Source organism: Paraperibacillus marinus, assembly GCF_046237605.1.
In the GTDB taxonomy this organism is placed as follows: domain Bacteria; phylum Bacillota; class Bacilli; order Bacillales; family DSM-1321; genus Paraperibacillus; species Paraperibacillus marinus.
On record NZ_CP143542.1, the window covers coordinates 957,513 to 983,345 of the forward strand.

General features: G+C 46.4%; 21 protein-coding genes. 11 read left to right on the plus strand and 10 right to left on the minus strand.

Annotated elements, in window-relative coordinates; all coding sequences use genetic code 11:
- The first annotated feature begins 513 nt into the window (after positions 1-513).
- Positions 514-1,818: a hypothetical protein gene (locus tag V1498_RS04880; RefSeq protein WP_409297182.1), complete on the plus strand. Its 1,305-nt coding sequence runs from the start codon at positions 514-516 to the stop codon at positions 1,816-1,818.
- A 280-nt stretch (positions 1,819-2,098) separates the two neighbouring features.
- Here V1498_RS04880 and V1498_RS04885 read toward each other — a convergent pair whose 3' ends face one another.
- The 6 genes from V1498_RS04885 to rpsD all read right to left on the minus strand — a co-directional run bounded on the left by V1498_RS04885 (position 2,099) and on the right by rpsD (position 8,198).
- On the minus strand, positions 2,099-2,893 hold the full coding sequence (locus V1498_RS04885) for a putative hydro-lyase (protein WP_409297184.1): 795 nt from the start codon (positions 2,891-2,893) through the stop codon (positions 2,099-2,101).
- Between the two features lie 22 nt (positions 2,894-2,915).
- Positions 2,916-4,106, minus strand: a complete 1,191-nt coding sequence (locus V1498_RS04890; RefSeq protein WP_409297186.1) for an NRAMP family divalent metal transporter — start codon at positions 4,104-4,106, stop codon at positions 2,916-2,918.
- Between the two features lie 43 nt (positions 4,107-4,149).
- The gene (locus V1498_RS04895; RefSeq protein WP_409297188.1) at positions 4,150-4,920 is read right to left on the minus strand and encodes a LamB/YcsF family protein; all 771 of its coding nucleotides are present in this window, start codon (positions 4,918-4,920) and stop codon (positions 4,150-4,152) included.
- Between the two features lie 13 nt (positions 4,921-4,933).
- Positions 4,934-5,935 carry a biotin-dependent carboxyltransferase family protein gene (locus V1498_RS04900; protein WP_409297190.1) on the minus strand — a complete coding sequence of 334 codons (1,002 nt, stop codon included), beginning with the start codon at positions 5,933-5,935 and terminating at the stop codon, positions 4,934-4,936.
- The gene (pxpB, locus tag V1498_RS04905) at positions 5,932-6,660 is read right to left on the minus strand and encodes a 5-oxoprolinase subunit PxpB (protein WP_409297192.1); all 729 of its coding nucleotides are present in this window, start codon (positions 6,658-6,660) and stop codon (positions 5,932-5,934) included. Before pxpB ends, V1498_RS04900 begins: the two co-directional genes overlap by 4 nt.
- 935 nt (positions 6,661-7,595) lie before the next feature.
- The gene (gene rpsD / locus V1498_RS04910; protein WP_409297193.1) at positions 7,596-8,198 is read right to left on the minus strand and encodes a 30S ribosomal protein S4; all 603 of its coding nucleotides are present in this window, start codon (positions 8,196-8,198) and stop codon (positions 7,596-7,598) included.
- 362 nt (positions 8,199-8,560) lie between these two features.
- Here rpsD and V1498_RS04915 point away from each other — a divergent pair, with 362 nt between their 5' ends.
- Positions 8,561-10,411: a diguanylate cyclase domain-containing protein gene (locus tag V1498_RS04915; RefSeq protein ID WP_409297194.1), complete on the plus strand. Its 1,851-nt coding sequence runs from the start codon at positions 8,561-8,563 to the stop codon at positions 10,409-10,411.
- Between the two features lie 230 nt (positions 10,412-10,641).
- Here V1498_RS04915 and V1498_RS04920 read toward each other — a convergent pair whose 3' ends face one another.
- The 4 genes from V1498_RS04920 to V1498_RS04935 form a co-directional block, all read right to left on the minus strand.
- Positions 10,642-11,754: a Ger(x)C family spore germination protein gene (locus V1498_RS04920; protein ID WP_409297195.1), complete on the minus strand. Its 1,113-nt coding sequence runs from the start codon at positions 11,752-11,754 to the stop codon at positions 10,642-10,644.
- A complete protein-coding gene (locus V1498_RS04925) occupies positions 11,741-12,835 on the minus strand; it encodes a GerAB/ArcD/ProY family transporter (RefSeq protein WP_409297197.1) in 1,095 nt (364 codons plus the stop codon). The genes V1498_RS04920 and V1498_RS04925 overlap by 14 nt, the downstream gene beginning before the upstream one ends.
- Positions 12,836-14,311 carry a spore germination protein gene (locus V1498_RS04930; protein WP_409297199.1) on the minus strand — a complete coding sequence of 492 codons (1,476 nt, stop codon included), beginning with the start codon at positions 14,309-14,311 and terminating at the stop codon, positions 12,836-12,838. It lies immediately after the preceding gene.
- 378 nt (positions 14,312-14,689) lie between these two features.
- On the minus strand, positions 14,690-15,169 hold the full coding sequence (locus V1498_RS04935; RefSeq protein WP_409297201.1) for a GAF domain-containing protein: 480 nt from the start codon (positions 15,167-15,169) through the stop codon (positions 14,690-14,692).
- Positions 15,170-15,297: 128 nt separating this feature from the next.
- On the opposite strand from V1498_RS04935, the gene refZ reads away from it, so the two are divergent.
- The 9 genes from refZ to V1498_RS04980 all read left to right on the plus strand — a co-directional run bounded on the left by refZ (position 15,298) and on the right by V1498_RS04980 (position 25,821).
- Complete coding sequence (gene refZ, locus V1498_RS04940; RefSeq protein ID WP_409297203.1) at positions 15,298-15,939, plus strand: forespore capture DNA-binding protein RefZ; 642 nt, start codon at positions 15,298-15,300, stop codon at positions 15,937-15,939.
- A gap of 408 nt (positions 15,940-16,347) precedes the next feature.
- On the plus strand, positions 16,348-18,039 hold the full coding sequence (gene ezrA, locus V1498_RS04945) for a septation ring formation regulator EzrA (protein WP_409297205.1): 1,692 nt from the start codon (positions 16,348-16,350) through the stop codon (positions 18,037-18,039).
- A 41-nt stretch (positions 18,040-18,080) separates the two neighbouring features.
- Positions 18,081-18,203: a hypothetical protein gene (locus V1498_RS04950; protein ID WP_409297206.1), complete on the plus strand. Its 123-nt coding sequence runs from the start codon at positions 18,081-18,083 to the stop codon at positions 18,201-18,203.
- 47 nt (positions 18,204-18,250) lie between these two features.
- Positions 18,251-19,393 carry a cysteine desulfurase family protein gene (locus V1498_RS04955; protein ID WP_409297207.1) on the plus strand — a complete coding sequence of 381 codons (1,143 nt, stop codon included), beginning with the start codon at positions 18,251-18,253 and terminating at the stop codon, positions 19,391-19,393.
- 4 nt (positions 19,394-19,397) lie between these two features.
- Complete coding sequence (gene thiI, locus V1498_RS04960; protein ID WP_409297209.1) at positions 19,398-20,606, plus strand: tRNA uracil 4-sulfurtransferase ThiI; 1,209 nt, start codon at positions 19,398-19,400, stop codon at positions 20,604-20,606.
- 365 nt (positions 20,607-20,971) lie between these two features.
- Positions 20,972-22,558: an acyl-CoA synthetase MbcS gene (gene mbcS, locus V1498_RS04965; RefSeq protein ID WP_409297211.1), complete on the plus strand. Its 1,587-nt coding sequence runs from the start codon at positions 20,972-20,974 to the stop codon at positions 22,556-22,558.
- 65 nt (positions 22,559-22,623) lie between these two features.
- On the plus strand, positions 22,624-24,219 hold the full coding sequence (locus V1498_RS04970; protein WP_409297212.1) for an amidohydrolase: 1,596 nt from the start codon (positions 22,624-22,626) through the stop codon (positions 24,217-24,219).
- Between the two features lie 146 nt (positions 24,220-24,365).
- Positions 24,366-25,292, plus strand: a complete 927-nt coding sequence (locus V1498_RS04975; protein ID WP_409297214.1) for a sigma-70 family RNA polymerase sigma factor — start codon at positions 24,366-24,368, stop codon at positions 25,290-25,292.
- 220 nt (positions 25,293-25,512) lie between these two features.
- Positions 25,513-25,821: a hypothetical protein gene (locus tag V1498_RS04980; protein ID WP_409297216.1), complete on the plus strand. Its 309-nt coding sequence runs from the start codon at positions 25,513-25,515 to the stop codon at positions 25,819-25,821.
- Positions 25,822-25,833: the final 12 nt, after the last annotated feature.

Consider the following 25,833-nt stretch of genomic DNA (forward strand, 5'->3'; position numbering starts at 1 on the left):
GACTTATGACTCGAAGGCCGAAAGTCAAGCAGCCGGAGCAGGAGTCTCACCCCTTACACTCCAAACAACCACGTTTAACAATCCAATCTCCCATTGATCATGTAAAAAACAACATTCTTTTAGAATAGAGCCTTGATTATAGTAAGCTATTATTGTCACAGCCCTGCTGCCGGCCTGGAGCAGATTGCGGAATAACAGATAGAGAAGGCAGGTTTGTATAAAAGGGTCCTGAAAATATGGCTTTCCACAACTGATTATCCATTTTGGACAGGCTGTTATATTGGGAAAATCTGATTTAAGATGGCATACGACTTGATATGTTCGTCTGTCGTTTTTATCTCGGGTAGAATCACCCGGGTAGGAAGCCCCTCCCCCCAAGAGCATTCTATTAAAATGGTTCGATAAGCATATTGTTTTTTTCATTTAGTTTTACGAAAATTTAGGGTGACGTGAATGATTGAATATTCCAACATCTTTTACTGTAATAATATCAATCCATTAAGGAGGAATACGATGATTAAGTGGAAAGGCTCCTGGTTGAGTAAGGCAGTATTGACGGGCATGGTGGCAGGATTGATTCTGTCTGGTTCGCAATTCTCGGGGCAGGCAGAAGCTTCAAAAGAGAACAGTTGCTTCGACCCGACAGTAAAGGAAACTCTCGAAGAACAAAGAATCAAGGATGGAGCCCCAATCCCTCAACAGATTTTGGAAGTGACCAACTTCGACCAATTTATAGACAAATTCAACAAGGATTTATGTTCTTCTCCCAATGTGGACCAGGCTCTTAAGGCTATTGAAACAAATGGGACACAGCTATGGAGGACAGCAGTTGACCGGGCACAAGGAAAACGTCCTGATCTTGGAGATCTTGACCGGTATGATGACAGACCCCTTTACTGGGCACGGCTTTATATGGTGCTGTCAGTGCGTCAATGGAATCCAAAATTTGAAGTATCCGATGAAAAAAGGAAGGAACTCATTAAACGACTTGAGTATAATTCAAGAGGAATAAGTTCAATTGATTTCCCATCAGGAAAAGGGGTTAAGAGGATTCTGGTTAGTGGCTTCGACCCGTACCAGCTGGAACAGGAATTCCGCCGAAGCAATCCATCCGGGGCGTCAGCTCTTCAGCTGGATGGACTAAAGGTCATGACAGAGGACGGCCCTGCATTCGTACAAGCTGTCAACTTCCCGGTCCGTTGGCAGGATTTTGAGGATGGAATCGTGGAGGATTCGTTTGCCCCATATTTGATACAGGGAAAACAGCGGGCTGATTTGATCATGACAATCAGTCAGGGGGGGCCGCGCCGAATGGCGATTGAAGGATATGCGGGCAGGTGGCACACGGGACGGGACAACGCTATGGAAACACGTGCAGAGGTAGTTCCGACCGTTACACACTGGCCGATGCCGCTTGAGCAGCCGGAATTTATTGAAACGACTCTTCCGTATCAAGAAATGATTGAGGCAGGAACAGGCCCTTGGACTGTTATGAGAAATGACCGGGTATGCGAGCTGCGGCCGCCTGATTTTTCAAACCCGCAGGTGTGTAAGGATGATGGCCCGACGCCAGGATCGATCGCACGATCCGGCGGAGGTGGTGCGTACCTTTCAAATGAAAGTATGTACCGTTCGAACCGGGTAAGACTTGGCCTTGGCGCCTATGACGTTCCAGGCGGACATCTTCATATCTCCGCACTGGAATTTTATCCGGCCGACAAAACGGTTTATATTGATCATCCCTTCCAGAATCATCGCCAGGTGACGGTAGACCAGACGGTCGAACTAGTGAAAGTTGCGGCACGGGCCATACATTAATAGCGGAAAAGAGAGAGGGATAGGATATTCCTCTCTTTTTTATGATCTCCTTTCAGTATGTAAACCGGTGAAAAATAGATTTGTCTTGAAGCCAATTACTTCAAATTTAATGTTAGATAAATAATGGGAAAATAGATAATTTTAAATGATTGAAAGGGCGTCCATTGGTCAAGGATCTTGTTGTCGATATGGAGCAGCCTAATAAAAATCATTGCAGCAGCAAAGAAAAAGACTCGCTGGGCGAGTCTTTTTTTGCATCAATTATAACTAATGATAGATGTTAAAGTATACTAAACTGTTCATTTTTGAGATCCGTTACAAACATATGGCCTGGGGCATGAGTAATCATAATATCTGGTTTCACATGCATGGCAACAGCCTGAGGAGTAACTCCGCACGCCCAAAAAACAGGAATCTCTCCATTCTTAATGGTTACGCTGTCGCCAAAATCTGGAGAATGGATATCCTCAATGCCGATGGCAGCCGGATTGCCGATATGAATGGGAGCTCCGTGCACAGAAGGGAAGCGGCTTGTGACCTGAATCGCCCTAATGGCATCCTTTTCCGTCATAGGACGCATGCTGACAACGGTCGGGCCTTCAAATCTGCCCGCTTTTACGGTTGGAATGTCCGTCTTGTACATAGGAACATTCCGTCCTTCTTCCATATGGCGGATCGGGATTCCATTTTTTAAAAGGGCTTCTTCAAATGTAAAACTGCAGCCGATTAGAAAACCAACCATTGAATCATCCCAGAGGGCAGATACGTCTGTTAGTTCTTCGGTAAAGACGCCATTTCGGTATACCCGGTATTTCGGAATGTCTGTCCTTAAATCAGCATCCGGAGCTGAAAGGGCAGGTACCCCGGAGCCTGGCATGGTGACATCAATGATGGGACAAGGCTTCGGATTCCTTTGGCAAAACAGGAGGAATTCAAACGCCAAATCCTTTGGAATTACAGCCAGGTTGGCTTGGATATAGCCGGGAGCCAAACCTGATGTAGGTTTAATCCACTCATTTGCACGGATTTTTTCTCGTACATCTTGTGGAGTCAATATACCAATTGTGCTATGCATAATAAAGCACCTCACTAACTTTTTATTTAAATAACTGAGGGATTCCGTTGATCAGTGTATATCCACCCATAATCGCCATGGCAATGACGATTACGATTCCAAAAAGCGTCATCCAGAGAGGATGTTTGTAGTCGCCGACGATTTTTGTCCTGTAGGCAGCCACCAGCATAACGCCTAGTGCGATTGGTAAAATAAGTCCGTTAACGGATCCGACCAGTATGAGAATTTTTACAGGTCTTCCAATTAACACGAATACAAGGGTGGAAATCGCAATGAATGCCACTATTGTCCATTTATGATATTTATCAACCGTCTTGCTTAACGTCTGAATGAAAGAAACGGACGTATAGGCGGCACCGACAACTGAGGTAACGGCAGCAGCCCACATAACGACGCCGAAGATTTTGTAGCCGACATTTCCGGCAGCCAGTTTGAAGACAGAGGCTGGCGGATTGGCAGGATCAATTGCAAGACCTTGTGCCACTATCCCCAGCGCTGCGAGGAACAGGAAAATCCTCATAATCGAAGCAATACCAATGGCACTGACGGCACTTTTGGTCACATCAGGCAATGATTCTTTTCCTTTAATTCCTGCATCAAGCAAGCGGTGTCCGCCGGCAAATGTGATATAGCCTCCAACAGTTCCGCCGACAAGGGTGACTATGGCAAGCAGGTCAATTTTATCAGGAACAAAGGTCTTCACCACCGCTTCTCCCACCGGGGGGTGGGCTGTAAACATTACATAAACCGTAAGGGCGATCATGACAAATCCCATAATCTGGGCGAATCGATCCATCGCTTTGCCGGCTTCACGGACCAGGAAAATCCCGATGGCAATAATCCCGCTCAGAAGCGCTCCCATTTCTGCCGACCAGCCAAACAGAACATTGATACCCAGTCCGGCACCGGCGATATTTCCGATGTTAAAAGCGAGCCCCCCAGCAACGATGAGAATGGCTAGGAAATAACCAAGGCCGGGAAGAACATCATTGGCAATATCCTGGGCTCGTTTTCCTGAAATAGCGATAATCCTCCATATATTCATCTGGGCACCAATATCAATGATGATCGAAATTAAAATGACAAATCCGAAGCTTGCAAGAAGGGACTGCGTAAAAACGGTTGTCTGAGTAAGGAACCCCGGACCGATTGCTGAAGTTGCCATCAGGAACGCGGCACCCAATAGAATACTGGCAGTTGATTTTTTCTCCATATGAACCCCCTGAATGTAATTGGCCAAATGAACTGGCCTGGCTTTATTTTAAAAAGCTGCCAATTGAGGCAACTGTGATACCAGCTTTCTTAAATGCTGAGGTGATATACCTGGCAAAATCAAGGGCACTTTCCCCATCGCCGTGAATACAGACAGTATCCGCCGTTATCGAAATGTCAGAACCCTGCTGGGAAGTCACCTTACCCTTACTAACCATACGGATCACCTGGCTTACGGCTGTTTCGTGGTCCTTGATTAGAGCGTTGGATTCACGCCTCGACGTTAAAGAGCCATCCTCCTGATAGGTACGATCAGAAAAGACTTCATTGGCAGTCCGGAGGCCAAGTTTATGGCCTGCTTTTATCAGTTCACTTCCCGCAAGGCCAAAAAAGACTAGCTCGGGATCGACCTTGTATACCGCTTCGGCAATGGCCACTGCAAGTCCGGCATTTTTTGCAGCCATGTTAAACAGAGCACCATGAGGTTTAACATGCTGGAGATTACCGCCTTCCGCTTTTACAAAGGCACTCAGCGCTCCGATTTGGTAGACCACCAGGTCATAGGCTTCCTGAGGGGAAATATTCATTTCTCTTCTTCCAAACCCTGCAAGGTCCTGGAGGCCGGGATGTGCACCGATTCCGACGTTTTTCTCAATGGCCAGCTTTACAGTCTTCCTCATTGTTGCCGGGTCTCCTGCATGAAACCCGCAGGCGATGTTGGCGGATGTCACATAATCCAGGATTTCTGCATCCATTCCAAGTGTGTATGCTCCAAAGCTTTCACCTATGTCACAGTTGATGTCAACAATTGGCATTTTGTTGTACCTCCTATCTGAATTTTAATAATATCCCATTTTTGAGCTGCTTTAGGTTTTCCTCTCTTTCGAGGAAGAGAAGCTGGGCCTTTTCGTGAGTTACTTCATTAAATGTGAGATAATCCCCTGGCTTTGCCTGGGCAATCAGGGGTAAATCAACGGAAGCAATCTGTCCTATCTTTGGATAGCCGCCTGTCGTCTGCCGGTCTGCAAGAAGCACAATCGGATTTCCTTCCGCAGGAACCTGGATGGACCCGAAACTTACGGCCTCGGAAATCAGTTCCTCTGGAGTTTCAAGACGTAAAAGAGGTCCTTTAAGCCGGTATCCCATTCGATCTGATTGAGGGGAAACCTCAAATTGTTCACTGAAAATTTTACGTTTGCTTTCCTTATCGAAGAGATTATACTGCTTGCCTTTGATAACTCGAATTGTTAGATCTTTGCGGTGAAGCGGAATTAAATTCGAGGTTACCGACCAATCCATTTCTGCAAAAGGCTGATCCCTGGTTTGTCCTTCCAAGTTTTCCATCATCGCTGTTGAAAGATGGCCGTGCGGGGCAAATGGAATGACATCTCCTGGTTTTAAAGCTCGGCCTTGATATCCTCCTATTCCTGCCCTTAAGTAGGTGGATTTACTATCCATGACCTCCTTGACCGCTATTCCTCCAGCAGCGGCAAGATACGCCCTGGTTCCTGAAACCGCTGGCCCAAATCGAAGCTCGCTGCCTCCTTTTACAAACAGAGTCCGCCATGACCTTACGGGAATGCGATTGATAGTAGGCGAAAGGTCCCCTCCGCAAATGGAAATCAGGCAATCCTTCTCGAATCGGATGACTGGCCCCAGCAGGGTTATTTCAAGAGTAGGTTCGTTATCCCTGTTGCCTACCATGATATTCGCAATCCGGTGAGCTATTTGGTCCATTACTCCGCTGGCAATCACTCCGTACTTCTGGTTGCCGTAGCGGCCCATATCCTGAACACTTGTAAGGAGACCCGGTTTTAATACGGTAATCATAATAGATCTTCTCCAAGCCTTTTGTATTCTTCAATGGTAATTGGATTGAATTTAATCTTATCCCCGGCCCTTAAGAGGGTTGGCGGCTCCTCCTCAGGACGAAACAGTTCTATCGGTGTTCGGCCGATTAACTGCCAGCCGCCAGGAGTTTCAATCGGGTATACTCCTGTTTGTTTGCCGGCAATTCCCACGGTTCTCGGAGGGATCTTTAATCGGGGAGTATCCCTTCGCGGCGTAGCAATAGTTTCCGACATGCCTCCGACATAAGGAAAACCAGGAGCAAAGCCAATCATAAATACTGTGTACTCGCCACTGGAATGAATATGGATCACTTCTTCTTGGGTAAGGCCATTGTGCTCTGCCACAAACGGGAGATCCGGCCCCATCTCTCCTCCGTAGCACACCGGAATTTCGACTGTCCGCTGAGGGGTTTCTCCCGATGCAGGCATTTGGGACAATAATCTCTTTAGCTGGGTACATACAATATCATATGGAAATTTGGATAGGCCCCTGAACTGGGTGATGACCTCCACCGGGTCGTAAAACACCGTGACAGTAGTGAAGGCGGGTATGTATTCGACCATCCAGGGTTCCATGTTCCCATCCAGAAACGAGGTAACGAGCTGGACTTTTCGCTGTGATTCTTCGTTGATATCTTCTCCAAGCTCAATGACAACTGCCTGGTCTCCTAGAGGATAGAAAATGAACGGAAAGTTATTTTTCATCTTTGGTCTCCCTAAATATAATTCTATTTATTATAGCTTAAGGATTCTGAATTTTAAATCATTTAGTTTTTGAAAATCTACACCTAAAATATTTTATAAAGCAGCGGTGTTTTATGAAACGTTCCCAAAGTTACATGGTCCCGGGGCGGCGCAGCATGTGCCCATTATAACCAGCCAGAAGATGTTCAACATTGAAAGGTGAACGCTTCTACATTAATCTTAAATCTGATTTTATCTACAATCGGCAATTCAGGCATGTTGAATGAATATATGGTTCTGAGTTTTGATTTTCGGCTGGCTAAAGGTAGAACGTGTAGGAAGACATAGAGCGAGCGGTTAGTCAATGTAAAGGAGCAAAGAGTATTAAACTCTCCTGGAGATGACATGTGTATGCAAGGCAACAATTTACAGAAAAGAGGGTGTTGATACGATAGACCGTCCGTGCACATTATTTCTTGCTTTCCCCTGGTGCCTATAAATAAATTAAGGAGTGAAGTCATACACAGTTGATCTCAAGTCAGTTGAGGGGAATCTGAAAGAAGAGAAATTTTCCGGAGTACTACGGCAGCATCTTAGAAGTGTGCAATCCAAAGGAAGCAGTGAAGTAAAAATAAGTAGTCAAACAATTATAGGATAACAGTGATTACAAGTTGCTGTTTTTTCTTTATTGTGAGAAAACATCCGTATGTCTGAAGTTTACAGAACATCAATATTATGGCCTGGGTGGTTTTAGGCCTTTCTGGTTACAAAGGCTCAGGGGTTTCTATCATTAATAGGGACGTCTGTCCGCTTGAGTAGTTTTTTAATCCTTCCCCCAAAAGCCCCCATTTCTTTGGAGAGAATATAATCTATAAAGAGGAGTAAACAAAAAACCCTAGAAGCGTTGATACAACGCTTCTAGGGTTTTTTTGATTGCTGTTTAATAAGCAAATCAATTAACGAGAGTAGAATTCAACGATAAGAGCTTCGTTGATTTCAGCAGGCATTTCAGAGCGCTCTGGAAGACGAGTGAAAGTACCTTCTAATTTGTCAGCATCGAAAGTAAGGTAATCAGGAACGAAGTTGCTTACTTCGATTGCTTCTTTAACGATGTCAAGTCCGCGTGATTTTTCACGAAGGCTGATTGTTTGTCCAACTTGTACTCGGTAAGATGGGATATCTACGCGGCTTCCATTGACAGTGATATGTCCGTGGTTTACAAGCTGGCGAGCCTGGCGGCGTGTACGGGCAAGGCCAAGACGGTATACAAGGTTATCAAGGCGGCTTTCAAGAAGCACCATGAAGTTCTCACCATGTTTACCTTGCAGTTTGCCTGCGCGGTCAAAAGTTGTACGGAATTGACGCTCGTTCACTCCGAACATATGACGAAGCTTTTGCTTTTCCTGTAATTGAAGACCATACTCAGAAAGCTTTCTGCGTTGGTTTGGACCATGTTGTCCAGGAGCGTAAGGACGTTTTTCTAATTCCTTACCAGTTCCAGTTAATGAAATGCCTAGGCGGCGGGATAATTTCCAGCTTGGGCCGGTATAGCGAGCCATGAATGACTCCTCCTTTAGTGTTTTTATTTTGGTAAAATAAAAACAGATGTGCGCAAGGTTTATACGCCATTATATTTTCATGCACCTTCGCCCTAGCAGCACAGGGTTACGAGATGCACCTCTTTCGCGAGGAACATAATGGATCACGTATAACAGCTCACATAGGCTGCGATATTTTACACAAAAGCCATTATATAACGTAATGAACATAAAGTCAACAGCCTTTACAGGAATGAGGGAAAAATAGAAAGTAATCATTTTTAATATATTTATTTTAAGTTTTTAAAGGAAATTTCAGTAAATTTTGTATATAATGATATTGGTTGTACATGCTCCGGATTTACTGAATAGGGATGGGTGGAATGAGCTTACATAATAGTACGTGGTCCAGTATGCTGAAGGGGCCCTTTTTTGATTTAATGAACTCTGATGATGGAAATCTGCAATATGAACCGTTTATTCATAAACTGCTCGAATCTCTGGAAAGCGTCCTTGGGGCCAGGGTCGTTACTCTATTTGTCTATGACAGCGGGAAACAGCTGCTGATTGCCGAAGCATCCACTGAATCGGCGGAAAAAGGCAAAAGGTTTTCGGCAAACGGCCTTCCGGATTATGCCGGCACTGTCTCCCCCAGTCCTGGTCTTGATGGTTACACCTGGTTCCTTCCATTAAAAACAGGCCGGCGGCATACCGGCCTGATTGCTGCTGGAGAAATGGAGTCAGGGGCATTCAATGGATTAGATGCGGACGAATTGGACGAACTTGCTGCGGAATGTTCCGCGCTGCTGCACATAGCCTGGAAGATGCGCGATACCAACAGGGAACAGAACCGGTTCAGACAGCTTTTCCGTGTTACGGCCAAATTCCATTCTTCGATGAATATGGCTGATGTCCTGACAGGAATGATAGATACACTTAAAGATGTCTATTCCGATTTTACCTATTTCCTTTTTCTTTCACACGACAATTCAGGTTATGAGGGGCTGCCGATCAAGAGCCTGGATTATGACAGTGAGAACCTTGCGGCCATGCAGGCTTACCAGACAGGAACCATCCAGTTTGAGGATTCTGTCCATTCAAGGGAAGCTTTATTATATGCGCCCCTAAAGGGAAAACAGGGAGTGTACGGAGTCCTTCAGGTCATTGCAGAACAAAGCTTCCCGCAGGATGACGCCGAATTCATCAGCCTGCTCGCACAGTCAGCCGGAGGTGCTTTGGAAAACGCTCAGCTCTATCAGCAGTCCAAGCGTCTGGTTGCCGATCTGCAGCTCATAAATGAAACTTCCCATAAACTTAACTCCAACCTCCGCCTGAGTGAGACCATTGCCTATATGCGTGAACAGATCTTAAGAAATTTCCATGCCGAGGAAATAGGTTTTATCACACTTTCCGATGAAGGTGCAAAGGTCCTTCCGGAAAGCACCAGTTTCTTTCACATGGAAGATACAGCCCGGTATATTGCATATCTCACCGATAAGATCGTCCATGGCAAAGAGCCGGTTTATATGGGGGATGTATCACAGCATGAACGATTTGCGAGCCTGCCGTTCCGGTCGATGATGGCAGTCCCGATGATCCAGAGTGATTCTCTGAAGGGCTATGCTGTCGTCCTTCATTCTGTGCCGTATTTCTTTTCATTTGAGATGTTCAAGCTTTTGCAGTCTCTAATCCATCATTCCACACTGGCATTTGCGAATTCCATACTGCGGGAAGAACTGGAGAAGATGGTGATTACGGATTCGCTTACAAAGCTTTACTCCAGAAACTTCCTGGATGAGAACCTTGCTGCATCCTTTGAATCAGATGAACATGGAACCTTTATCCTGATGGATATCGATAACTTCAAGCGGGTCAACGATACCTACGGGCACCAGGTAGGGGATGAAGTCCTGGTGCAGGTTGCCGGCCTGATTGTCAAAAACATAAGGGGAACTGATATCGGAGCCAGGTGGGGCGGGGAGGAGCTCGCCATTTATCTGCCGGGTGTCCCGCTCTCTGTTGGCATATCCATCGCAAAGCGGCTGCTGGAGAAGGTGAAATCCACATCCACACCCTCTATCACCATTTCCTGCGGCATCTCCCATTGGAATAAAAGCCGGACAGATTCAGCCAAGGCCCTTTTCAAGCGGGCAGATGAAGCCCTGTATCATGCCAAGAATTCAGGCAAGAACAGACTCATTGTTCATGAGGACGATATCATATTGATTCCATAAGAAAAGCGCCCTATTTGATCGGCGCTTTTTCTCTGTGGAAAAGGGGCGGAGCTAAATGTATCTTAAGGCTTCCGAGCTAGATGTGACCATTATTTATCTTGCTGGCATTCCTGCCTGCGCCTTACTCTGCTCCACCGCCTTATTGTGTTTGTTCCTGCGCTTGTCCAGGTTCATTTCCATGCATGGGCTGCGAGAAGAAAACTCTTTATGAATCAGTTTATACTGGCTGCTTAAAAAGCAGCCTTTCCAAAATCATTAATCGTAAGTTCGATTTGACACGAAATGGGGATAGCAGAATATTCCTTCCTCCAATTCATCTCCTTCCATTTGCCGTAACCGATGCTGTTCCTGACATATTGACCAAGACCCAGGCTGTCTACATTTTCCTTTTGCATCACTTTAATCAGGCTGTTTGCTTTATGTTCAAAATACGCTTCCATTTCTCCTTTCAGTCTTTTTCTCGCCGCTGCGCTGTTTAAGCTGCGGTCACCGATAAACTCCGTAATGGAACCGCTCGCTTTTATTCTCAGATTCACTTTTAGCTTTCCTGCTTTATGTTCAACTTTGACTTTCCTTGTGGAGCGCAGCAATGCAAAAGCAAGGAAATCTGGTATACGGCTGTTCTTGTCCCGCAATTCAAAGTTGATCTGCCCTGCATCCAGATGTTCTGTCATCATGGAAAAAAAGATTTCCTCGGCACGGCTCAGTTTTGTGATATACCGGTCATCACGGAAGAGTGCGAGCCCGTTGTAATCCACATGATCCTTTTTTTGCACGAGAATGGGCATGACGGGATCGGTGCCATCATCCACATTCGATCTGGCAAAATGAAACAGCTTAGACTCAGGGATATCGCCGTTTTTTACCGCTTTTTCAATCAGGCTGTCAAGGTACGCATAAGTTGCTTCCTTCTGTTTATAGTCCCCGGAAAGCATCTTATAGGCATTTCCTTCAACAAGGACCATATTGGCCTGCTGGCTGATGGCGGGATCTCTTTCAAGTGTGTCTGTGTATTTCCATAATCCTTTTTTTGCAAGCCTATCGCCAAATAGGAATGTACGGAGCTGTCCGCTGACGATATTAAGATCGGTCTGGCTGTTAATTTTTGCCCGGGCTTCCTTGCTGCTCCTGGCTATTGCCGTGAGCACCTTTTGACTGGAACGATCCTGGGGAAGGGCATCAGAAACGCGGATCTTTGCCGGCTCTGTCCCGGTCTCTCCCTTTATCAAGTCGAAAGAGGTTGCCTGGACCATCGCCTGTTCCTCCAGGATTCTCTGCTGGCTGCAGCCTCCGGACAGCATACAAGCCAGAAGTAAGAAAAGAATTTTTTTATCCTTTGGCACGGCCCACACCTCTCTTCCTGAAAAGAAGCACCACTATCACCAGGGCAGGCAGGGCAAAAGCGATGACTGCCTCAGCATCAGCCAGGTATCCAAGCCACGTAGATATTTCGTCGAAGGTACTTGGAATAAATGAAATAAAATAGGTGGCAGCAATAAGGAAGAATACGATTTTCTCTTCTCCTATTTTCTTGAAAATACGTGCTGCACATTCCTTAGCCGCCCAATAATACATAACTGAACCCATCAATGCCTTAAAGAGAAATAAAGCATACAGTAAGTTCTCGATTCTTTCGATGAAGGGGAGTTCGATATTAGAGAGAAGGTCGATAAATGGGAAAATCAGTACTTTTAAGTACTCGTATCCGAAAAAGCCGAAACACATGATACAGGTAATTAGATAAATGACGGTGGTTACAGCATTTCCGATAACCACCGAAACCATAAGGCGGGAACTCTTGTTTACAAAAGGAAAAAACAGAATGGAAAGCTCAAAGCCCAGCAATGAAGTGAAAACGTCGAAGCTTGCCCTCATCCAGTTCCCTCCGTCCTTGAACAGAAAAGGCGGGAAGTGGACCAGGCTTATATCATCCAGGAGAAATATATTTAAAACCAACATCCAGATTGTCAGGATAAAGAAAAGGAACGCAAGCTTTCCAATAGTATAAAGGCTCTTTACTGCAATGAGATAGGCAAGGAAGGCATAGGCGAGTTTCAAGACCATTTCAGAGGCGGTGGGACCGGCTATCAGCTGATATAAAAATAGGTATTGCTTTCCTACGATACAGGCAAGCAATGACCAGATGGTGATCAATGAGGAATAAAGGATGTAAATGAAGACCTTTGGCATGCTGTTTTCCAGGATGATAAAAATCGATTCTCCTTCTCCCATCCGGTATACTGCACCTATCAGCAAAATGCTCACCATGACACTGCCCCAGAAAATGAATAATGCTGCCCAGCCATTTGTCCCGAATCCCTGCGCCAGAATTCTCGGCAGGCTGAATAAGACAACTCCCGACTGAATCAAGTAAATCAGAATGACGATGTGGATGGAATGGAGTGTTTCTCTTGGATGTGACATTTATATCTTCCTTTTTGTCCTGACAGAGTTTGGGGTTCTTTCCTGGGCAGGCCGAGTTTTCAGTAAAGAAAAGGGTGCGCGGAAAACAATATCCCTCAAGTCGCGCCCGAAAAAAGGTGCCAGCGGGGTTAAGTATGAAGTGCTTAAACTCTTAACGCCTGAAAGGTGGATAAGTATCATGCTGAGGCCGACCATGATTCCGTAGTTACCCCAGATCCCCGCCATAAAAATGAGAAGAAAGCGGATGATCCTGATCGATGAACTCATGATATAACTTGGCACTACGAAGGAAGCAACAGCTGAAAGAGCCACGGAAATAATCAGGATATTGCTCGTGAAGCCAGCCTGTACTGCAGCCTGGCCAATTACAATTCCCCCCACGATACCAATGGTCTGTCCGATTTTAGTCGGGAGCCGGGCGCCAGCTTCCCTTAAGAGTTCAATCGTGAACTCCAGGAGCATAGCTTCATATATGGGTGGGAAGGGAACTTTGCTGCGTGATTCCATTAACGTAATGAGGAGCCTCGTCGGGATCATTTCATAATGGAAGGTGGTGAGCGCCACATAGAAGGCCGTCAAAAATATAGTGATGAATAAGGCTGAATACCTGAGCACCCGCAGGGCCGTTGCCACTGCCCATCTTTGGTAGTAATCATCCGGTGAGTTGAAGAACTCAAATATGCTTGTAGGCGCTATGAATGCATACGGGCTCCCGTCTGTTATCCCAATGATTTTTCCTTCTATAAGCTTAGAGGACGCAGCATCCGGCCTCTCCGTTGTAAGGAACTGCGGAAACAGTGAAAAAGGATTGTCGTCAATCATCTGGACAAGCATATTGGTATCAAAAACCCCGTCAATTTCTATGGAAGTAATCCTTTTCTTCAGCATGGAGAGCATGTCCGTATTGACGAGCCCTTCGATATAGAGCAGGTATATATCGGTTTTTGTCACTTCGCCTGCCTTAAGCTTTACAACCTTCAGCCTGGTGCTTTTGATTCTCCGGCGGATCAGAGAAATACTTTTCCCGGCTGATTCATTAAACGCTTCATGAGGTCCGGAGATGACCGATTCTGTTCCGGATTCATTCACCGCCCGGGTTTCAGGTCCGAATACATCTACAATATGTGCCTGGTCACGGAAGAAAATGGCTGCCTGGCCGCTGAGGATTGCATTATAGACTGTATCCGGATCATTGCTTTTCATATACATCTTCTCTGAAAGGATGTCTTGAACCTGCCCGCCGTCTGCATTTTCAAAAGGATCTACCAGGTACATCTGTATTTTCTTCTCATTTGCTATGTTTTTAAGCAGGATGAAATGCAGATTAAGATGGGGAATTGTATTGTAAAACAGATCGGCGCTGTCCTTGAACTCTTCTAGGGTGGTTTGGTATGATACCCGGCTGTTTAAAGTACGGACATCCCCCGTCTGGTCAGGCTGGTCTTTTTTGAGTTTTCTAATCTTCCGGTATCCCATCGCTTTCCTCCATCATCTGGAATGGAAATAGTTTTCACCAGTCAGCTGTTTCTATGCACAATCCAATTATCAATCCTGGAAATTTATAAGGAGCGGAGGCGGCGGTTGGTTTTCCTGAGAGGGCGTAAAGCAAAAGAGGCCGGATGGTGTAATGAAACCACCGTCCGGCCATGGGGATTTGTATCTTTTTTATGGAAAAGGGGCGGAGCTGAATGTACCATAAGGCTTCCTGCAGCTGGGTGTAACCATTATTTATCTTGCTGGATTCCCGCCTGCGCCTTACTCCGCTCCACCGCCTTATTGTGTTTATTCCTGCTCTTGTCCAGGTTCCCTTCCATGCAAGGACTGCGAGTAGAAACTCATGTTTGTTTTCTGAAATTAAAGATGTTTTACAAGCGCTTCTGCAAACAGCTCAAGCATTTTTTGGTCGGTTTCGTCAAAGCGGTTTTTTTCAGGGCTGTCTATATCCAGCACCCCTAAAAGCTCTCCGTCCTTGATGAGGGGGACGACTATTTCGGATTGGGAGGCAGCGTCACAGGCAATATGCCCGGGAAAAGCGTGAACGTCTTCAACCCGGACAGTTTCCCGTTTTTCGGCCGCTGTACCGCACACACCTTTACCAAGGGGAATCCGAACGCAGGCCGGAAGTCCCTGGAAGGGCCCGAGCACAAGCTCGCCGCCGTCCATCAAATAAAAGCCCGCCCAATTGACGCGGTCCAGCAATTGAGCCAGCAATGCGGCAGCATTGCTAAGATTGGCGATCCGGCTGGGTTCGTCTTCAATCAGGGCCGTCAGCTGTTTGGTGGCTAGTGCATAATTTTCTTCTTTTGTTCCGCTGTAGTTTTGTACATTGAACATGGTCTCTCTCCTTTTTTCTACAAAGATTGTAAAACTATCATATAGTTTGTCGACTTATTTTCAAAGGAAAAACGGCTGGAGGACAAGAATATAGCTAGGGAAGCAATTTTAAAAAGAGGTGAAGATAAATGAGCCGGAAAAATGAAACCAAAGCTGCCATCGTCCAATCCGCACTTTATTTATTTCATATCAAAGGCTTTCATGCGACCTCTATCAGGGATATTTCCAGCAGGGCGGGAGTCAATTCTGCCACCATATCCTATTATTTTAAAAATAAAAATGGACTGCTTGAGTACTGCCTCACTTCGTATCTGGAGGAATATCTCCTGCTTATGGAAAGACATTTCGATACCTTATATATCCATGGCCCGCTTCTATGCCTGGAAAGGCTGGTAAAAGATATTTTTGACTTTCAAAGGGCCAATCATCTGGCCGCCCGCTTCGTATACGGCGAAATCTCACTGGACTCAAGCCTGAACAGGGAAATCCTTTCGACTTACTGGACAAAAGAAAAGTACTATTTAACCTCCATGCTGGATGCAGGCATCGAGGAAGGCATATTCCGGAGCATCCCTTCCCCTTTGTTCATCCTTCAGCTTAAAGGCCTCTTGACGGCCCCTCTTCTCCATGCCCAATATGCGATGGAGGTACTTTACCAATTTCCGAATGATGAATATTTCACCATGAAATACAGAGAAGAAATCCATCACTACATCCACATGTATCTAATAGACAGGAAAGAAGCCCCTATGGCCTTGGCAGGGGGGTGAATCCCACCGCATACAGAGGACCATTCGGGATCCCCTCTTCGCAGAGCGGGATCCATTTTTTTCAGGCTGTTTTCGTAAGCCTTGTGTTTATTGGACAAGTAGGCTGATGAGCGCTGCAGGCAGAGCCGGAGAGGCTCGTACCTGCAGCGAAAACCAGCCTGTTTAACTATGCCATCTCAGGCACAGGATTCATAAAAAACAGCATTCCTTTAGAAAAGAGCCTTATTTTAAAAGCCTCCTGGAGCGAGGATACTGCCCCCATACAAACAGGTGAAATAAAATATCCAAAAAAAATCATTTTATTAGTTAAAAATGATTGTGAACATGGTATCATAATAGCATTGACATTACATATAATATGAACTTTTAATATATCTTGATTTTTTTCCTTAGAGCAGGGGGCTTACCATGGAATACATAATAATTGCGATCGGGATCATTTTGTTATTTTTCACAATTGGTTATTTTTTGAAAAAAAAGCACTATAAGGAATTGGACAGGCTGGAAGCATGGAAAATGGATATCATGAACCGCCCTGTGCTGGATGAGCTTTCAAAGGTCAAGCAGTTGAACATGACCGGCGAAACAGAAGAGATGTTTGAAAACTGGAGGAAGGAATGGGACGAGATCATCACGAACCGCCTTCCGGAAATTGAAGAGCTTCTGTTCGACGGAGAAGAATTCGCTGACAGGTTCCGGTTGAATAAATCGAAGGCCGTCCAGCACCAAATCCAGGAAAAGCTTGTAGATACAGAAAAATCCATCCAGCGCATCCTTGATGAACTGAATGAACTGATCGGCAGTGAGGAAAAGAATCGTACGGAAATTGAAGAATTGAAAGACAGCTACCGCAGTCTTAAAAAGACCCTTCTTGCCCACAGGCACTCTTATTCAAAGGCAGCTGCCAGGCTAGAGGCTATGCTTGAGGAAGTTGTCCAGCTATTCGGACAGTTCGAAGAGGCTACGGAAAACGGAAACTATCTAAAGGCCCGGGAGCATGTCCTCATGATTAAATCCCTTCTGGACTCAGTTCGGGAAAGAATGGAAACCATTCCGCAGCTCCTGCTGGAAGCCCAGACACAGATTCCATCCCAAATCGATGAGCTTAAAAACGGCTATGCTGAAATGGGAGACCAGGGATACTCTCTTGAACATATCGGATTCGAAGGGGAAATGTCCCGAATCGAGGAAGAGCTCGAGGTATACAGCAGCCATCTGGAGGCGGCCGAAACAGCTGAAGCCCAAAAAGGGCTTGGGGAAATACAGGACAGCTTGAATATGCTATATGACCTGCTCGAAAGGGAAGCCGTGGCAAGACAGTATATACGGCAGCAGGAGCCGGCATTGAAAGAAGAATTGTCAATCCTCGAGTTTGAGAACGAAAAGCTGAAGACAGAAACAGCGATGGTGCAGCAAAGTTACCATCTGCCAGAGAATGAACTCGGGCTCCAGCGGAACATGGATAAGGTCATCAGCCAGGTATCAAAGCGATTCCTGCTGCTCGAGACAAGGCTTGACGAAGAGAATCAGGCGCATTCCATCATTAGTGAAGAATTAAAAGAGCTTGAGGGACAGCTGCAGCTGATCAAGGAAGAGCAGGCCGCCTTTACGGCTAAGCTCCATGCATTGAGAAAAGATGAGCTGGAAGCAAGAGATGTGCTTTCTGCCCTAAAGAAGCGGATGCATGAGATTGCACGCCGAATCAAGAAAAGCAACATACCTGGACTGCCGGAGGAATATCTTTCATACGTTTCGGAAGTCAGGGAAAGCCTGGCCGATGTAGAAGTAAAGCTTGAGGAAATCCCGCTTGATATGGCCTCTGTTGCCATCTACCTGGAAAAGGCACAGTCCTCGGTTGAAAAGCTTCACGATCATTCGAAGGATATTGTGGACCATATGCTGATTGCGGAAAAAGTCATTCAGTACGGAAATCGCTACCGGAGCAAATATCCTTCTGTAGCTGAGGGGTTAAGGAAGGCTGAAATGAATTTTCATACCTATCAATATCAGGAAGCACTTGAACAGGCTGCAAGTGTCCTTGAAAAAGTCGAACCTGGCTGCCTGAAAAAAATAGAGATGGACCTGGAAGAAATCAGATGAATGCAACCCCGCAAAAGCCTCCTGAATAAGGGGCTTTTTGTTTGGGACAGATTCTGCCGCCCCTCCTTATTGACGATGTCCGCCTGGAGGTTTTCTTCATTTTGATGCATACTAACAAGCAGGCAGAACCATTCATATCATTGGTATTTATAGTGTACGATTAATCCCGTGGATAACATCATTGAAGTAAGCAGGAAATGAAGGTGCAAACATGATCTATTTTGATAATAGTGCCACAACCAAGCCTTTTCAGGACGTTATCGATTCTTATGTAAAAGTAGCACAGACCTTTTTTGGGAATCCGTCCTCCCTGCATGCACTCGGGGCGCAGTCTGAAAAGCTGCTGATGCAGGGACGCAGGCAGATGGCTGAGCTGCTTGGTGTAAAAGAAAGTGAAATACTATTCACATCCGGGGGAACCGAGGCCAATAACCTGGCTATAAAAGGAGCCGCCCTTAAACATGCCAAGCGGGGCAGACATATTATATCGACTGCAATTGAACATCCCTCAGTAAAAGAGGCGCTTGAGCAGCTCCGGACAGAATTTGGTTTTGAAATTACCTATGCGGGAGCGGATGAAGAGGGAAGGGTCAGTGCTGATGAAATCATTCATGCCATCCGGCCTGATACCATCCTGGTTTCTGTGATGCATGTGAATAATGAAACCGGCACAATACAGCCTATAGAAGAAATAGGGCAGAGACTAAAGGCTTTTCCGAAAGTCCTCTTTCATGTGGACCATGTTCAGGGAGCCGGAAAGGTCAATCTGGATATTCACCATGCAGGCATCAGCCTCCTGTCCATATCATCCCACAAGTTTCATGGTTTAAAAGGGAGCGGCATCCTCTATATTCGGCAGGGGACGGCTATATCCCCCCTGTTCTCGGGTGGGAGCCAGGAAGCCCGGCTGCGGTCAGGTACAGAGAATGTAGCAGGCATTGTTGCGATGGCAAAGGCCCTGAGAATGTGCAGGCAGTTAAATAGCGAGACAGCACGCCTGATTGGTATAAGGGAGACGATACGTGCAGGCCTGACAGCCATCCAGGGGGTAGTTATCAATACTCCAGGAGACGGGATTGCCCCGCATATCCTGAATTTTTCGGTCCCCGGGCTGAAATCAGAGGTCCTCGTCCATGCTCTTGAAGAAAAACAGATTTATATGTCCACCACAAGTGCATGCTCGTCTAAACGCAAGGCGGTCAGCGGGACTGTCCTCGCCATGACGAAGGATGAAATTCGTGCCGGAAGCACGCTGCGTGTAAGTCTTTCCTTTCAAAATACACTTGAGGAAGCGGAAGTGTTTTTAACAGAAATCAAGAGTGCAATATATAAACTACAGGAAGTTACGAGGTAAAAAGATGCTATATGACCATATATTAATCCGCTATGGAGAAATTTCAACCAAAGGTCGGAATCGCAAGGGATTTATCGACAGGCTGAAGCTGAACATCAAAAGGTCCTTGAAGGACTTTGAAAATATCAGGGTGTCCGCTGACCGCGACCGCATGTTTGTTTTATTGAACGGGGAGAACCATATTGCAGTGGCTGACAGGCTGAAGGGGATATTTGGGATACAAAACTTCAGTCCTGCCATGAAAGTCAGCCGGGATATCGAGTCCATCAAAGAGGCGGCGCTTTCCTATGTAGCAGGGCTGAGCCAGCCGGTATCAACCTTTAAGGTGAACACCAGAAGAGCCGATAAGGAATTCCCGCTGAATACAGATGAAGTAAATCATGAGGTAGGCGGACATGTTCTTCGAAATACAGATGGAATCACTGTTAATGTGAAGAATCCGGATTTAAGCATCCGGATTGAAATCCGCAAAGAAGCAGTCTATTTATCCGGTGAAATCATTCAGGGAGCAGGTGGCCTGCCGGTCGGAAACAGCGGCAAGGCATTATTGATGCTCTCAGGCGGAATAGACAGCCCTGTCGCTGGATATCTCTCCATGAAAAGAGGAGTGGAGATCGAGTGCATACACTTCCACAGCCCTCCATTCACCAGTGAAAGATCGAAGCAGAAAGTAATCGACCTCTGCGAGAGGCTTGCCCAGGTGAACGGCCGAGTCCTCCTGCATGTGGTCCCCTTTACCGAGATCCAGAAACTGATCCAAAAGCAGATTCCTGAAAATTACACCATGACCAGCACAAGAAGGCTCATGCTGAAAGTTGCAGACCGTGTGAGGGAGCAGCAGAAGGCGCTTGCCATCATTACCGGCGAAAGCCTTGGACAGGTGGCAAGCCAGACTATGGAGAGCATGTACGCAATCAATGACGTAACCAGCACGCCTGTCCTCAGGCCGCTGATTGCCATGGATAAGATAGAGATCATGAAAATCGCCGGAGAGATCGACACACTCGAGATATCAAACCGGCCGTATGAAGACTGCTGCACAGTATTTACCCCGGCCAATCCCAAAACAAAGCCCAAAAAAGAAAAAGTCGAGTTCTATGAAAGCTTTGTCAACTTCGATGAATTGGTCGATGCGGCGGTTGAAGGCATTGAAACCATCACCATCACTCCAGGGGATCAGCCAGGGAATGAAGATGAGCTGAATCTATTTTAAATGAAAGGCGGGAGGAAACTTCCGTCTTTTTGTTTGGTCTTTTCTAAAGATTACCATGTGAAGTTGTCAGCCTTCCGTTCTATAGCAGCATTTTCTTCAAAACAGCCTCGGCAATCATTTGAACTCTGTTTTTTTAATTCTCTTTTCTAAAAGATTGTTGTTTTATTATGTTTTTTGAGAAGAAAAAAATATTAAGACAAGGGGATTGGAGCGGAAAGCGAGTGCCTCTCGCTGCAATTCACTTTTTTATTCAACAGCCACAATGTATGCGAAAATTGTCTATTTCAAAGACTACAGGTAAGCGTTTTTACTATTTATAATATTCTGATATAATTGCAGAATACTGGTATTTAGGAGGTAAATGGATGAATAGAGAAGACTTGCTTGCGCCAAAAGAATATAATTTAGTCAGGGAAATCGAGAGGTTTGCAGAGGACGCCGATAGAACGGCCCTGATTTTTGAAAATGATAAGGGAGAATCCCGCACCATTACATATTCAGCTTTAATCAAGAATGCGAATAGAATCGGCAACGTGTTCAAGGAACAGGGCCTTGAAAAGGGAGATACGGTATTAATTATCATCCCGCGTTCCATTGAGGCATATCAGGTGTATATTGCAGCCTTAAAGGCGGGAATGGCTGTTATTCCAAGTTCTGAAATGCTCCTGGCAAAGGATCTTCAATACCGCATTTCGCATGGAGATGTTAAAGCGGTGGTGAGCGTTCATCCATATACTGCCCAGTTCGAAGACATACAGGGAATGGATGGCATCAAAAAGTTTTCGGCAGGAGGAGATATTCCAGGCTGGCTTCATCTCGACCGGATGATGGATGAGGCATCGGACAGCATGGACTTTGCGGCTACTGCCAGCGAGGATATGGCATTCCTGTCTTATACTTCGGGAACAACAGGGAATCCAAAGGGCGTTGTGCATACCCATGGATGGGCATTTGCCCACTTACGGACAGCTGCTCCTTCCTGGCTCTGCATCAATGAAGGTGACATTGTCTGGGCAACAGCAGGACCGGGCTGGCAGAAGTGGATCTGGAGCCCGTTTTTGTCGGTGCTTGGTTCCGGAGCCACCGGCCTTGTGTATCAAGGCAAATTTGACCCATCCGCCTACCTCGGCATGCTTGATAAGCATGGGGTAAATGTATTATGCTGTACACCGACGGAATACCGGCTGATGGCGAAGGTCAATAATCTCGCAGACTATCAGCTGAAAAGCCTTCACAGCGCAGTTTCGGCCGGGGAACCCCTGAACAGGGAAGTGATTGATACATTCCAGAAGCACTTTAATGTAACGGTAAGGGATGGATATGGCCAGACAGAGAATACGCTTCTTGTCGGGATCACAAAGGGGATGGATGTCAGGCCGGGCTCCATGGGCAAACCGACTCCTGGAAACACGGTAGAGATTATTGATGAAAATGGGCTTCCATGCAAGCCTGGAATACCGGGTGATATTGCAGTCCACTCTGAAACGCCGGCACTCTTCAAGAGCTATTATAAAGATCCTGAGCGGACGGCCCAGCAGTTCAGGGGAGATTACTACATAACAGGCGACCGCGCAGTCAAGGATGAGGACGGATACTTCTGGTTTGAGGGGCGGAGCGATGACATCATCATCAGCTCAGGTTACACCATCGGGCCGTTTGAAGTGGAAGATGCACTGGTCAAGCACCCTAAAGTAAGGGAGTGCGCAGTTATTGCAAGTCCTGATGAAGACAGGGGGAGCATTGTCAAGGCGTTCGTGGTCCTCCGGAATGAGGCTGACAGGGAAGATCCCGGCCTGATAAAGGAATTGCAGGAGCATGTAAAGAGTCTGACTGCCCCTTATAAGTACCCTAGAAAAATTGAATTCATTGAAGACCTGCCCAAGACCACTTCTGGAAAGATAAGAAGAGTGGAACTGAGGCAGCTGGAAAATAAACCGAAAGCCAGGTCATAAGCTTGGAAGCTGCTCGCCAAACGGCGGGCTTTTCATTGGCTTTTGTGAGCTAGAAGGAGAATGTCATGACCGTAAAATTATGGTATGGAGGCACAATTTACACGATGGAGAGGGAGGGCGAGAAGGCAGAAGCGGTCCTCACCGACGGGAAAAGGATATTCGATACAGGGGATACGGAAAAACTTCTCCGAACGTATAAAGACTCCATCGAAGAGAAGGTGGATTTGCTTGGAAAGACGATGTTCCCAGGATTTGTCGACAGTCACATGCATTTAATCGGGCATGGTGAAAAATTGCTGAGGCTGAATCTTTCCGGGCTTCGGTCCCGTGAGGATGTGCTGGAGGCGCTAGAGAACCTGCAGAACCAGATTCCTGAAAATGAATGGATCATCGCAGAAGGATGGAATGAAAATGAATGGCCAAGCCCCGAATTGATCCTGCTGGATGATCTGGACCGCCTTCTGCCCCATCATCCGGTCATTATCAAACGGGTGTGCAGGCATGTACTTGCCGCCAATTCAAAGGCGTTGGAGATGCTCGGCATCCATCAGGATTTTATTCCTCCTCAGGGAGGGGTGGCAGACCGTTATCCGGATGGCAGGCTGAACGGTTTGTTCAAAGATAAGGCGCTTGACCATGTTCTAGGCTTAATGCCGCCTGTCACTGACGGTTATCTGAAAAGGGCGATGGAGACATCTGTCCGTGACTGCCACCGACTGGGACTGACTGGTGTTCACACCGAAGATCTAAATTACTACAGCGGCTTCCAAAACACGTTCCAAACCTTCGTGAAGGTATTGGAAGAAGACGGGCTCCCATTAAAAGCGCATCTCCTCGTGCATCACGGGGTGGTGGATGAGATGAATACCAGCGGCCTCCGCTATAAGACGGGCAGCGAATATATAGAGTTTGGACCAATGAAGATTTTCGCGGACGGCTCTCTTGGGGGAAGGACTGCACTGCTCGGGCATCCCTATCACGACGATCCGTCCACAACAGGAGTTGCAGTGCATACAAGGGAGGAGTTCTTCAATCTCGTAAAAAAGGCAAGAAGCTACTCTATGCCAATCGCTGTCCATGCTATTGGAGACCTGGCGTTTGAACAGACCCTTGATGCCATCGAAGCAGATCCGCCTCCGCCCGGGCAAAGAGACCGGCTGATTCATGCACAGATCCTTCGCAAGGGACTGATCGAACGGGCAAAAAAACTCCAGGTTGTGCTTGATATCCAGCCTGTTTTTGTCACATCCGATTTCCCCTGGGTAATCGATCGGGTTGGTGCAGATCACATGAAATATAATTATGCCTGGAAGACGCTGCTCGAGGAAGGCCTGCATTGTGCAGGAGGATCCGACGCACCGATTGAAGAATTGAATCCAATCCTCGGTATCTATGCTGCGGTCTACAGAACAAAACTGAACGGCGAGAACATCGTGTATGGCGAGGACCAGAAGCTCTCTGTGTATGAAGCCATCAGTCTGTATACAAAAGGCAGCGCTTATGCTGCGGGGCATGAACATCATTCTGGGATAATAAAGAGAGGATACGCTGCAGACTTTACTATCCTCGACAGGGATCCTTTTGCCGTTACACCGGAAGCCCTGCTGCAGACAAGGGCCATGATGACAGTTGTTAACGGGGAAACTGTGTATACGGCCTGATTTTTAAAAAAGTGTGCCGCCGTACAGTTTTGTAAGAATCGCAGATGGTGAGTACAGGCTTTTAAAAATTATTTCTTTCCCCCCGTATAATTTCAGCGGGTGATACACGTCTTATTTAGTGTAGAGACATTTAGGAGGGGAAAAAAATGAATATGACAAGCAATATTGATACACGACTCGTAGAAGAAACCCGGAGGCTCCGGGACGAGTTCACAAACATGACAGCCGGTTTTTCAGATGATCTTTGGAAGTATTGTAAATATATCACCGGATCACCGTGGGATGGAGAAGATCTCTACCAGGAAACGATGATTAAATCATTTGCTCTCCTTCCACAGCGGTGGAGTGACATTACAGACAAGAAGCAATACCTGTTCAGAGTGGCGACAAACACGTGGCTGGATTTATGCAGAAAAATGAAGCGGGAGACAGGAATTCTTGAAGATATGCCGGATGAGGGAATAGAGTTCTCAGACAGGCTGCTTCTTGAGGAAATCCTGGTATCACTTCATTCCCGGCTGACCCCGAAACAGACAGCGGCATTCCTGCTCCTTGATGTTTTTCAGTTCAGTGCGGAAGAAGCAGCAGGCATCGTCCACAGCACTCCAGGCGGTGTTTATGCCTCTGTGCAGCGGGCCAGGAAGAATATAGCGTCCATGGACTTTTCCAAGCCGGACGGAGTTTCAGGAAGTCAGGAAAGTGAAACCATCCAGGCTTACCTGGCCGCCTTCAATGATGGAGACCTGGAGAAAATGCTCCATTTATTCAGTGAACAGGCCCAAAATGAAGCATTCCTCGGGTTCCAGGAATTCTCCAAGGAAGAAATGCTCAAAGGATCGCTCAAATTTGGATTGCCTGGTTTCTATGCCCGTGAATTCGTGCTATGGGGCCGGCCGGTCATCATCGTCCTTTCCCCTGAGGAAGAAATCCACGACCTCCAGGTACAGGAAATCGAAAATGGCAGGATTGTGAGGCACCAAAGCTACTTCTTTAGAAAAGAACTCATCCTGGCAGCCGCAAAAGAGCTGGGAATGAAAGCCCAGCTTAATAAACCGCCCGTGAATTGGGAATAAATATACACTTTAGGCACCGGGGCTGATAGCAACTGGTGTCTTTTTGTATAGGATAGCAGTTGCTTTGCCCTGGGGTGCCGTCTGGATTTAGCCGTGAGAAAGTTTAAGGAAGATTTCCCTTGGATGGGGCTCGTTCTGGTCAAAGAACTTTTAAGACCAATTCTTCTTGGAAGGCGTCCCTGCTTGGTCATAAAAAGTGTTTTAAGACCACTTTTGGCTGTTGAAGGCAGGCCGTTTTGGTCATAAAGAAAGTTTTAAGACCACTTTTCCTGTGATGGCCGGTCATTTTGGTGATAAAAAAAGTTTTAAGACCTTCTTTCCTGTGAGGGCAGCCTATTGTGGTCATAAAGAAAATTTTAAGACCACTTTTCCCGTGATGGCAGGCCATTCTGGTCTTAAAGAAAGCTTTACGACCATTTTCGCCGGTATGACAGCTCATTATGGTCGTAAACGAAGCTTTACAACCATTTTCGCCGGGATGGCAGGCTATTTATATCGTAAAGAAAGCTTTACAACCATTTTCATCTAGGTTGCAGTTCAT

Bases quoted from the DNA above. Each gene is read 5' to 3' on its own strand.
- V1498_RS04930 (WP_409297199.1), bottom strand. From the start codon at position 14,311: ATGGGATACCGGAAGATTAGAAAACTCAAAAAAGACCAGCCTGACCAG.
- V1498_RS04885 (WP_409297184.1), bottom strand. From the start codon at position 2,893: ATGCATAGCACAATTGGTATATTGACTCCACAAGATGTACGAGAAAAA.
- V1498_RS04955 (WP_409297207.1), top strand. From the start codon at position 18,251: ATGATCTATTTTGATAATAGTGCCACAACCAAGCCTTTTCAGGACGTT.
- V1498_RS04915 (WP_409297194.1), top strand. From the start codon at position 8,561: ATGAGCTTACATAATAGTACGTGGTCCAGTATGCTGAAGGGGCCCTTT.
- V1498_RS04895 (WP_409297188.1), bottom strand. From the start codon at position 4,920: ATGCCAATTGTTGACATCAACTGTGACATAGGTGAAAGCTTTGGAGCA.
- V1498_RS04890 (WP_409297186.1), bottom strand. From the start codon at position 4,106: ATGGAGAAAAAATCAACTGCCAGTATTCTATTGGGTGCCGCGTTCCTG.
- pxpB (WP_409297192.1), bottom strand. From the start codon at position 6,660: ATGAAAAATAACTTTCCGTTCATTTTCTATCCTCTAGGAGACCAGGCA.
- thiI (WP_409297209.1), top strand. From the start codon at position 19,398: ATGCTATATGACCATATATTAATCCGCTATGGAGAAATTTCAACCAAA.
- rpsD (WP_409297193.1), bottom strand. From the start codon at position 8,198: ATGGCTCGCTATACCGGCCCAAGCTGGAAATTATCCCGCCGCCTAGGC.
- V1498_RS04970 (WP_409297212.1), top strand. From the start codon at position 22,624: ATGACCGTAAAATTATGGTATGGAGGCACAATTTACACGATGGAGAGG.
- V1498_RS04935 (WP_409297201.1), bottom strand. From the start codon at position 15,169: ATGTTCAATGTACAAAACTACAGCGGAACAAAAGAAGAAAATTATGCA.
- mbcS (WP_409297211.1), top strand. From the start codon at position 20,972: ATGAATAGAGAAGACTTGCTTGCGCCAAAAGAATATAATTTAGTCAGG.
- ezrA (WP_409297205.1), top strand. From the start codon at position 16,348: ATGGAATACATAATAATTGCGATCGGGATCATTTTGTTATTTTTCACA.
- refZ (WP_409297203.1), top strand. From the start codon at position 15,298: ATGAGCCGGAAAAATGAAACCAAAGCTGCCATCGTCCAATCCGCACTT.
- V1498_RS04975 (WP_409297214.1), top strand. From the start codon at position 24,366: ATGAATATGACAAGCAATATTGATACACGACTCGTAGAAGAAACCCGG.
- V1498_RS04925 (WP_409297197.1), bottom strand. From the start codon at position 12,835: ATGTCACATCCAAGAGAAACACTCCATTCCATCCACATCGTCATTCTG.
- V1498_RS04880 (WP_409297182.1), top strand. From the start codon at position 514: ATGATTAAGTGGAAAGGCTCCTGGTTGAGTAAGGCAGTATTGACGGGC.
- V1498_RS04900 (WP_409297190.1), bottom strand. From the start codon at position 5,935: ATGATTACCGTATTAAAACCGGGTCTCCTTACAAGTGTTCAGGATATG.